We start from the raw sequence: 9,378 nt of genomic DNA, 5'->3' as shown, positions 1-9,378 counted from the left end.
CTAATTACATGGAGTGACTACATGAGTTTATTCAGACTGGTTCTGGTGGCAGCAATCATATACTTGGGCCTTCTCTTTTCAGGCTATGGCGTGCTTATTGGCAGTGAGAAAAACGCCGCAGGCATTGGTTTGCAGTGTAAATATCTGACGGCAAGAACTGTTACAACCGCTCAATTTATAAACGGTGAAAATGGTGTCATTGGTGTCAGTAACTGCCCATTAGTGAAAAAGATCGGCAATAACGTTTTTGAATAATTGAACTGCGGGTTTGCTATTCATAACCCGCAGTGCATTTCCCCCACGGCCGCTAGCCTGATACTACCGCCCTACTTGCAGACAGCCTTAAACGGTAGCGGTTATTTTTGGCTAAATTTCATATCAATTAATGCAATGGCTTTCTCAATCGCTCGCTTAGTCACTGGGTCCGCCCCTGCCGGGTGTGTAGAGAAATCAATAGCTTTAAGTTGATGGGACATTTTATCTCGCACCTCCACCGGAGCAATGATATCAATCACATCAAGGATTTGCTTAATCACCAGTTGGCAGGCAACCAAGTCTGACACCAGCTCTTGGTCATTAGTAAACATTTCAGACATGCATAATTCCTTCTCAGTAATATCGTAAAAGGATATCACGCTTGCTGAAATATTTCTTTAACCTGCACTGCTCTTGTCGACTCGAAAGACTGGCATTATCCTCGGCTAATGAAATACCTACAACCGATGTCGATGATGTGCTTAATCAATCAATTGCCCCCTCTTTTTGCGAGAAAGAAGCAGATATGAGATGGCAAGAAAGCTAACGTCAGTACGAAGGGGATATAAAAAAACCAGGCATGAAATTATCAATCACCTGGTTCTAGAGGAAACTCATTAGATGTAGATCGATCACAATATTCCTAATCTCACAGTTCATCACCTCCTGCGCCTTTACCTTTATGCAGGACCATTACTGGCATCTTTAAAAAAACGGTTACGCCGACAACCGCTATCAGAGTCATAATCACCGTTATTAACATGCGATCACCTCATCATTTTTAATTTCTATTTTTCCAAACTCAACCCTTTATCCTCGGGATAGACCCCTTCCTGATGACACTACCCTTTTACTATGGCACCAGAAAAATCTTTTGCAAACACTGTCTGAAAAGTCTTTATGGTCTATTTTGTTCAATCGGGAGCAATTTGGTGTTTTGTGTTGTTCGATTCAACTTGTGTATACTGCTCTACTCCTATCCAGAAAAAACAGACTAAATAATGTCACAAGAAAATCATCTCGCGTTAGTCTGCGCCCTCAGTAAATGGGTCGAAACCCATCTAGGGCGGGTCATCTACCTTGAAGAGTTAGCCGTGTATTCAGGCTATTCGCTTTGGCATATGCAGAAAATATTTAAAGAAGTGACCGGGGTATCGCTGGGTAAATACATTCGGGAAAGACGCTTAGCGGGCGCGGTTTATCAACTAAGAAGTAGTGATAGTACGATTTTTGATATCGCATTGGACTTTGGCTTTGGCTCACAGTCACATTTTACTTACATGTTCAGAAAACGTTACGGTATCACTCCGTATGATTTCAGGCAAAATACTGATATTGACCTGAATATCGCGTTGCCCTTGCATGCTATTCATCAGAAGCTGGCATAACACTCCGCAATACCCACGATTCGCCTGAATGCTTACCACTGCTCTCCGGCGAATAACGCTTTTCAGTTCTTTTTATAGCAATTCTGTACATCAATAGGTTGTGCTTCGTTACGTTGGCGATCCGCCATATAGGTCATCGCAAACATGACACTGACAACAATGAGTGCCGCCAACAGTAAACCGATCAATGCGATGACTTTGTTGTCATCAAACAAGCTCTTATCCATACATTCCCCCTAATTTCTATGGCGTATCATTAGATTAGCCATAGGATCGCAATCAATGTTATTGCAATCAGCAAACATGATGTTGTAAGTAAAACCACGAGCGCAAATTGCGCATCGCCAATTCCCGCAGAATAATCACTATTCGGGGTAATATTTTGTTGTTTTTTCAAAGCAATACCTACTGATTGGCGCACACCAATCCTAACTCTATATAAGAAAAATCGCGTTTTATAATGGATACATTTCTATCGGATATCAACCTAACCATTAGTTATTCCAACGCGATCCTGTCGTACTCTGTGTTATAGATCAAGCCCATCTATTGTAAAGTTAGGGATAGGCGCAAAATACATTAGTTTTAGTTAAGTGTTTGTGGCGATAATATAATGTCATCTCTGTTCAGTAGACAATTACTGTATCACCGCCGTTATTATACCGTAATTATCCCTGTGGCGAGGCTATACAGAGCGGCTAAAGCGGTAATCATGGCCACGGCAAAAAGACATTTTTCAATCGGCGCGAATATTGCTTTCTTTTGCTCACGCTTCGCGATGATAAACAGCACAGTTCCCGGGCCATATATCACTGCTGACAGTAATATGTATTTCAACCCGCCCGCGTAGACCATTAATATGGCATATAGTGTTGCTATCAAAGCAAAAATAAAATCTTTCTTCAGCTCGACCGAACCTGCCGAATAGGTTTCTCGGGTCCAGGCCAATTTCAACCCATAAGCCGCAACCAGCAAATAGGGGATCAAAACTAATGAGCTAGTGAGTTCCAGTGCCAACTGAAACGCATACTCAGTGAAGAGCGTAACAATTAAGAATAATTGGATAAAAATATTCGACATCCAAACCGCTGCCGATGGCACCCCGCGCTTATTCTCCGTTGCAAATATCTGCGGCATGATATTACTTTTTGCTGCGGAATAGAGTGCTTCAGCCGCCAATAGGGTCCATGACAGATATGCACCCATAACGGAGATAATCAGCCCGATGCTGATAAATATAGCGCCCCATCGACCCACTATATGTTCTAACACCCCAGCCATTGAGGGTTGCCGTAAAGCAGCAAGATCAGGACGAAGCAGCACACCATAGGAAAGCATTGTCACTAATACCAGTAAACATAAAACACCAATAAAACCGAGAACAGTAGCAATACCAACATGCTTTCTTTCTTTAGCGTAACGGGAATAAACACTCGCCCCTTCAATGCCCACAAAAACAAATACGGTGACCAACATAGTACTGCGCACTTGAGCAAATAGTGTCTCTGATGTTGCACCAATATCTAATGCCGCATGACCGGTATAACCATAGTCATCCAAATGGGAGAGATCACCGACACCAGACAAAGATTGGGAACCCCAGAAGTTTAATGCAAACGTATCTGTATGAAATGCAAATGCCAGCACAATAACAAAAATAAATATCGGAATAACTTTAGCAAAGGTGGCAATAGTATTGATTGCTGCGGCTTCTTTGATACCGCGTAGCACCATAAAATGAAAACTCCACAAGATTAATGACGCAATTAAGACTGCGGATAACGTATTACCATCACCAAATAGTGGGAAGAAGGCTCCCAATGTTGATTTGATCAAAACAAAATAGGAAACACTGCCGATACAGGCGCCAGCCCAAAAACCAATGGCTGAGGCAAAACCGGCATAATCACCAAACCCAGTTTTAGCATAAATATAAACACCGGAATCCAAATCTGGCTTACGTTGTGCCAAAGTCTGAAAAACAAAGGCCAGAGTTAACATTCCGCCACCAGCAATAATCCACGCGATGATGGCACCCAAGCCTCCGGTTGCTCGGCCGAATGTAGCAGGTAAAGAGAAAATACCAGCACCTATCATTGAACCCACGACCAGCGAGGTTAATGACCACAGCGAGAGCTTTTTATTTGATGAAGCCGCCATATTCATTTCCATTTACATTAACTAATCCAATGTAAAACAGAATAACCTAATAGAAGACCCACGCCTATAGATGCAATTCAGAGAAAATGTGAGCCTCCTTTAAAAGCTGAATATTCACTGTTGAGTGGGCGTGACACTAATATTAAGGCGTATATATACTCACAGCGGTAGCCTCTTTATGTATCAGTAACAAAATAGACCTATTAGACATAGGCCTTGATACTGTTTGAATTTAAACTGCGCATGGTCGGTTTGTGCCGCCAAACTCGTTAATCAAATTTTTAGTCAAATAATAACGGTGGTACTCACCCAGTACATTTTCTAGCGTCATTTTCAATTGATAACCCTGTTTTTCATAGAACGGGCGAGCCTGGAAGCTGAATGTATCTACTTGGGCAAACTTGCATCCCCGCTGTATTGCTTCCTGTTCGGCTGCGTTCATCAAGTTAGTACCAGCCCCTGAGTGACGTAATGCATCCGATACCCATAACAACTCAATACTCAGGCAATTACCTAATGTATATCCGGTAATCCCTCCCAACTTTTCGCCACCTTCTCCTGTGATAAATACGGCTAATGGTTTACGACCATTATCACCAACAAATTTACGGTTAAAAGCCTTCAATCCCTCAATGATTTCTGCAATATCTTCAGTCGTTGGGGCATCTGTCATGGTCAAATTCATTGCTACTGCTCCTCGCTATTTTCTGACTAACAATACTCGATATAATCTTGGCTTCAATGCATATTCTCACAGATAAGAATTCTATTATCGGATAATAAATAGCAAAATAAATGCTATTAAGAACCATTTACATTTATAATACAGCGAACAGCTCTTTCCGACATTTGTACCGATTTCTCCTCTGTAATTGTAAGGATACCCCAATGCTCCGCCGTTTCTTTTCTTATTATGCCCCGTACAAAGGGCTTTTTTATCTGGACTTTGGCTGTGCCATTTTGGCCGGGCTGCTGGAGTTGAGTTTCCCGATGGCGGTAAAACTGTTCATTGATAAATTACTTCCCAATCAAGATTGGGTGTTGATCGTTTGGGCGGCAACTGGCCTGTTGATGATTTATCTGCTCAATACTGCGCTAATGGCGATTGTTAACTACTGGGGGCACGCATTGGGTGTGGGTATCGAAACCGACATGCGCCGCCAGGCTTTTAGCCATCTGCAAAAATTATCATTCAGCTATTACGACAATATGAAGACCGGCCATATTATCACCCACGTCACCAAAGACCTTGAAGAGGTTGGAGAAATTGCCCACCACGGCCCTGAAGATCTTTTTATTGCCGTTATGACCTTTATCGGTGCATTCATTTTGATGGCATCCGTCCATTTACCACTGGCGATGCTCACCATCATCATCGTACCCTTTATGACCTATCTGGTCAGCCGCTACGGTTCACAGATGACCGAGACCTGGCGCAAACTGTTTGGTCAAGTTGGCAATTTTAATGCCCGCATTGAGGAAAGTATCGGCGGTATTCGTGTCGTCAAAGCTTTCGCTAATGAATCTCATGAAAAGAAATTGTTCGCCGCAGATAACGAAAGCTACCGCACCACCAAATTGCGGGCTTACCGCATCATGACCACCAGTATGACCATGAGCTACCTCAGTACCCGTCTGGTGCAGTTAATTGTGATGGTTGCCGGTACCTGGTACGTCGTGCATGACCAGTTGAGTTACGGCGGTTTTGTCGGCTTTCTGTTATTAGTTGAAGTGTTTTTTCGCCCGGTGGCGAAAATAACCTCAGTACTGGAAAGTTATCCGAAAGGAATTGCCGGTTTTAAGCGATTCACTCAATTGATAGATACACTGCCTGATATTGTCGACCAACCAAACGCTCGCCCTGTTGGCCATTTGCATGGCGATATTTGTTATCACAATGTCAGTTTCGGTTATTCACCACAGAATAAAATTTTCACCCATTTGAACCTGCAAATCCGGGCTGGCGAAACTGTGGCATTCGTCGGGCCATCGGGGGCGGGTAAAACCACATTATGCTCACTGCTGCCCCGCTTTTATGAACTCGATGAGGGGGCAATCACGATTGATGGTATTGATATCCGTGATATGACTCAGCAATCATTGCGTAATAATATCGGTATTGTTCAGCAGGACGTTTTCTTATTCGGCGGATCTATCCGTGAGAATATTGCTTACGGTAAACTCGATGCCAGCGACGATGAAATAATGGTTGCAGCACAACAAGCCCGGCTAGATGAGTTGATTGAAAGCTTGCCTGATGGACTGGATACCGTTGTTGGTGAGCGCGGAGTGAAATTATCCGGTGGGCAGAAACAGCGCTTGTCAATTGCACGTATTTTCCTGAAAAATCCACCGATTTTGATTCTGGATGAAGCAACCTCCGCGCTTGATACTGCCACTGAGCAAGCCATCCAGCTTGCGCTAACGGAATTATCACAAGGCAGAACGACGTTGGTGATTGCCCATCGCTTAGCCACGATTCAAAATGCCGATCGTATCATTGTGGTCGATAAGGAAGGGATTGTGGAACAGGGCGACCATTATGAATTGCTGGCCCGTAAAGGCGCCTATGCAAAATTGCATAATGCCCAGTTCAGTGCTGCCTGATACTCAGTAAAAACCCACCCGCTGATGGGCGCGAATGGTAAACTGAAGGAAAATTCAGCCAAAGCCATTCCATCGCGGGCTTAAATAGGGTACAAGGACGCCATGAAAATTCCAAAACGAATCCAACCGCTGGTTGATGACGGCTTGGTTGACGAAGTCATCCGTCGTTTGAAAAGTGGCAAAGAAGCTGATGTATACGTTGTCCGTTGTGGGCAGGATATCCGCTGCGCTAAAGTCTATAAAGAAGCTGAAAACCGCAGTTTCAAACAGGCTGTTCAGTATCAGGAAGGGCGTAAGGTTCGTAACAGTCGTGACGCGCGAGCCATGGCCAAAGGTTCTAAATTTGGCCGCAAACAACAGGAAGAGACCTGGCAAACTGCCGAGGTGGATGCCTTGTACCTGCTCGCCAATGCCGGTGTTCGGGTACCCCAACCTTATGCATGCCTTGATGGTGTTTTATTGATGGAACTGGTCACCGATGCAGATGGCCTTGCCGCCCCTCGCCTGAGTGATGTGCCATTTAGCAGAGAACAAGCGCTGATTGACCATGCATTGATGATCCAATATGTGGTACGGATGCTTTGCGCCGGTCTGGTTCATGGCGATTTATCAGAGTTTAATGTCTTAATTGATAAAGAGGGCCCGGTCATTATCGATTTACCGCAAGCCGTCAATGCTGCGGCGAACAATCATGCTAAAGCCATGCTGGAGCGGGATGTCGCAAACATGACACACTATTATGGCCAATACGCACCAGAACTGCTTAATCGTAAGTATGCCAAAGAGATGTGGGCACTTTATGAGGATGGCAAACTGCATCCAGAAACGCAACTGACTGGTGAGTTTGCAGAAAGCACCGAAGCGGCTGATGTTGAGGGTGTACTGGAGGAAATCAAAGCGGTTATAGCTGAAGAGCAAGAGCGCCTGCGTGAAGCTCAGGATCACGACAACTAGACATTAACTATCCTAAATCGACACTCTGTGGGGCAGTAATGACTCTCTTCCCTGCCCCACACGCTCTTTACGTATCAGTTCAGCACCACCGCTTCCACGCGGTTTTTCCCCGTGGTTTTCGCCCGATATAACGCTTTATCCGCAGCATCCGACAAGTCTGTCGCCGCAATAGACTCACCCGGCGCGGATACCGAAGCCACACCAATGCTGATGGTCACCCGCCCCTCTGGCGACATCCCATGGGGAATATCTAACTCCTCAATGGAGTGACGCATGCGCTCGGCAACCGCTTTCGCATCCGCCAGGGTACTGGGTGCTAGCAATACAATAAACTCCTCGCCGCCATAGCGCGCCAAAATGTCTGAACCACCACGAATAGATTTTGACAAAGTTTCGACAATGGATTTCAAACAAACATCCCCCATTGCATGGCCATAAAGGTCGTTAAAGCTTTTGAAATTATCAAAATCGATCATCAACACAGACAGAGAACCGCCTTCGATCCGGTTTTTTTGCCAGATGTGCTGATAGATATCATCAAAGTGGCGACGATTGGCGACCCCAGTTAATACATCGGTTTGTGACAACGCCTTGAGGATCGATTCTGACTGTTTAAGTTCAGTAATATCGAAAAACGAGCCATACCAAATAACAGCCCCATCATCCTGAAGCGTCGGGAAAGACTCACCATGGAGCCAGTGTGTACCTTTGCCCGGCAACACCACGCGAAAATCGCAGCGCCAGACAGATAGATTCTGTTGAGAGATGGCTACCGCCTGTTTTAGCATATCCATATCGTCAGTATGCACGCGGCTAAACAGAGGGTTTTCCTCTCTGGGCACATACAAAACATCAGCCGGTGACAGAGCAAATATTTTTCTGACACCCTCGCTACAATATTTAAAATAAGATTTACCCTCTGCATCTAAATAATAGGCATAAATCATTGCTGGTAAATTCTTAGTTAAACGATCCATCATCTGCTTACTTTCTTCCAGCTTCATCAGCAGGAATTTTCTTTCCGAAACATCAGCAATCACACTAATATAACCCACGGTCTGGTTATTATCGGCAGTTATTTCATGGACACTAAGTGCTCCCCAGAAACGTTTCCCATCTTGGCGCTGATAACACCACTCGCTGGCATCACGCCGATTAAGCAATAAATAATCCAGCTCAGCTTGATCCTTACCAAACTCTGGAATATGCAGTATATCCGAAATAGGGCATCCCAAGACTTCATCTTTAGAATAGCCAAACATTCGCTCCGCGCCCACATTAAATATGGTGATCCGACTCTCTAAGTCGGTGGTAATAATCGCGACCTGTTTTTCCGCATTCAACAGTACATCCAGTTGAAGATTAGATAATTTATCTTTCCCATTCTCTCTCTTCACTGGTTCACCTTTACGGTGCTGACCAAATACTTTCCCAGTCAAAGCATTCAGGCAGTTATGATAAAAAGAAAATAAAGACATAAAGTAAATCACCTATAATTTAGAACAAGAAAAAATGAAATTATAACCAGTCTACTGATGGTGCTAATAATAACACTGTGAACTATAACATACACCAATGAATCAGTGTAGGTTTGGAATGATGATACTCTCTAATAGATAACTACAGACACTCAACTTGATAATATCATTACAAATCTCGCCAAGAAAACTGAAAGAACAATCCGTTATGGTGATGATGTATTCCTATTGAATAACTGGAGCGAGAATGAAGAAGTTACTGATGTTTTGTGGTGTATCAGTGTTGCTATTGAATGCAGCCTCTAGCTTTGCCACACAACCTATTAATAAAGAAGCACAAAAACAATCGGGGGTGAGATGTAAACGCCCGCCTGAACCGCCAAAAGACAAGAGTGGCCGCCCGTTGCCGCCAGCGAAAGAACATCATGATGGCCAACCAGCAAAAAACCCGCTGCAACATGATGGCAAGTATCCATGCCCGCCACCGCTATCAGATAAAAACCACAAAGTTTAATATGTTATATTTATTAGTATAG

Annotated in this window: 10 protein-coding genes; 5 read left to right on the top strand and 5 right to left on the bottom strand. The window is 44.1% G+C overall.

All coding sequences use genetic code 11. The annotated features are described in order from the left end of the window. Positions 1-21 precede the first annotated feature (21 nt). Positions 22-255, top strand: a complete 234-nt coding sequence (locus V2A85_RS19235; protein ID WP_102970397.1) for a YobH family protein — start codon at positions 22-24, stop codon at positions 253-255. Positions 256-356: 101 nt separating this feature from the next. On the opposite strand, the gene V2A85_RS19230 is transcribed toward V2A85_RS19235, so the two are convergent. Continuing rightward, complete coding sequence (locus V2A85_RS19230) at positions 357-596, bottom strand: DUF2766 family protein (protein ID WP_083158579.1); 240 nt, start codon at positions 594-596, stop codon at positions 357-359. 660 nt (positions 597-1,256) lie between these two features. Here V2A85_RS19230 and V2A85_RS19225 point away from each other — a divergent pair. Then, a complete protein-coding gene (locus V2A85_RS19225; protein ID WP_038632374.1) occupies positions 1,257-1,643 on the top strand; it encodes a helix-turn-helix domain-containing protein in 387 nt (128 codons plus the stop codon). A gap of 62 nt (positions 1,644-1,705) precedes the next feature. Here V2A85_RS19225 and V2A85_RS19220 read toward each other — a convergent pair whose 3' ends face one another. The 3 genes from V2A85_RS19220 to V2A85_RS19210 form a co-directional block, all read right to left on the bottom strand. Continuing rightward, entirely contained in the window at positions 1,706-1,870 is a 165-nt protein-coding gene (locus V2A85_RS19220; protein WP_083158578.1) for a hypothetical protein, read from the bottom strand. Between the two features lie 430 nt (positions 1,871-2,300). Next, positions 2,301-3,803: a basic amino acid/polyamine antiporter gene (locus V2A85_RS19215; protein WP_372559221.1), complete on the bottom strand. Its 1,503-nt coding sequence runs from the start codon at positions 3,801-3,803 to the stop codon at positions 2,301-2,303. Positions 3,804-4,035: 232 nt separating this feature from the next. Then, a complete protein-coding gene (locus tag V2A85_RS19210; RefSeq protein ID WP_372559222.1) occupies positions 4,036-4,488 on the bottom strand; it encodes a GNAT family N-acetyltransferase in 453 nt (150 codons plus the stop codon). A 203-nt stretch (positions 4,489-4,691) separates the two neighbouring features. Here V2A85_RS19210 and V2A85_RS19205 point away from each other — a divergent pair, with 203 nt between their 5' ends. Together V2A85_RS19205 and V2A85_RS19200 are read left to right on the top strand one after the other, a co-directional pair. Next, a complete protein-coding gene (locus tag V2A85_RS19205) occupies positions 4,692-6,410 on the top strand; it encodes an ABC transporter ATP-binding protein (RefSeq protein WP_372559223.1) in 1,719 nt (572 codons plus the stop codon). A gap of 102 nt (positions 6,411-6,512) precedes the next feature. Then, entirely contained in the window at positions 6,513-7,364 is an 852-nt protein-coding gene (locus V2A85_RS19200) for a PA4780 family RIO1-like protein kinase (protein ID WP_083158573.1), read from the top strand. A 74-nt stretch (positions 7,365-7,438) separates the two neighbouring features. Here the strand turns inward: V2A85_RS19200 and V2A85_RS19195 are convergent, their stop codons facing one another. Then, the gene (locus V2A85_RS19195; RefSeq protein WP_372559224.1) at positions 7,439-8,842 is read right to left on the bottom strand and encodes a sensor domain-containing diguanylate cyclase; all 1,404 of its coding nucleotides are present in this window, start codon (positions 8,840-8,842) and stop codon (positions 7,439-7,441) included. Between the two features lie 247 nt (positions 8,843-9,089). Here V2A85_RS19195 and V2A85_RS19190 point away from each other — a divergent pair, with 247 nt between their 5' ends. Next, positions 9,090-9,356, top strand: coding sequence for a hypothetical protein (locus tag V2A85_RS19190; protein ID WP_420072113.1), 267 nt, complete (start codon positions 9,090-9,092; stop codon positions 9,354-9,356). Positions 9,357-9,378 lie beyond the last annotated feature (22 nt).

The organism is Yersinia sp. 1252 StPb PI (genome assembly GCF_048593885.1).
GTDB lineage: Bacteria > Pseudomonadota > Gammaproteobacteria > Enterobacterales > Enterobacteriaceae > Yersinia > Yersinia enterocolitica_E.
This window is presented reverse-complemented; position numbering and strand designations above follow the sequence as displayed.

Bases quoted from the DNA above. Each gene is read 5' to 3' on its own strand.
- V2A85_RS19235 (WP_102970397.1), top strand. From the start codon at position 22: ATGAGTTTATTCAGACTGGTTCTGGTGGCAGCAATCATATACTTGGGC.
- V2A85_RS19215 (WP_372559221.1), bottom strand. From the start codon at position 3,803: ATGGCGGCTTCATCAAATAAAAAGCTCTCGCTGTGGTCATTAACCTCG.
- V2A85_RS19210 (WP_372559222.1), bottom strand. From the start codon at position 4,488: ATGAATTTGACCATGACAGATGCCCCAACGACTGAAGATATTGCAGAA.
- V2A85_RS19195 (WP_372559224.1), bottom strand. From the start codon at position 8,842: ATGTCTTTATTTTCTTTTTATCATAACTGCCTGAATGCTTTGACTGGG.
- V2A85_RS19205 (WP_372559223.1), top strand. From the start codon at position 4,692: ATGCTCCGCCGTTTCTTTTCTTATTATGCCCCGTACAAAGGGCTTTTT.
- V2A85_RS19200 (WP_083158573.1), top strand. From the start codon at position 6,513: ATGAAAATTCCAAAACGAATCCAACCGCTGGTTGATGACGGCTTGGTT.
- V2A85_RS19230 (WP_083158579.1), bottom strand. From the start codon at position 596: ATGTCTGAAATGTTTACTAATGACCAAGAGCTGGTGTCAGACTTGGTT.
- V2A85_RS19190 (WP_420072113.1), top strand. From the start codon at position 9,090: ATGAAGAAGTTACTGATGTTTTGTGGTGTATCAGTGTTGCTATTGAAT.
- V2A85_RS19220 (WP_083158578.1), bottom strand. From the start codon at position 1,870: ATGGATAAGAGCTTGTTTGATGACAACAAAGTCATCGCATTGATCGGT.
- V2A85_RS19225 (WP_038632374.1), top strand. From the start codon at position 1,257: ATGTCACAAGAAAATCATCTCGCGTTAGTCTGCGCCCTCAGTAAATGG.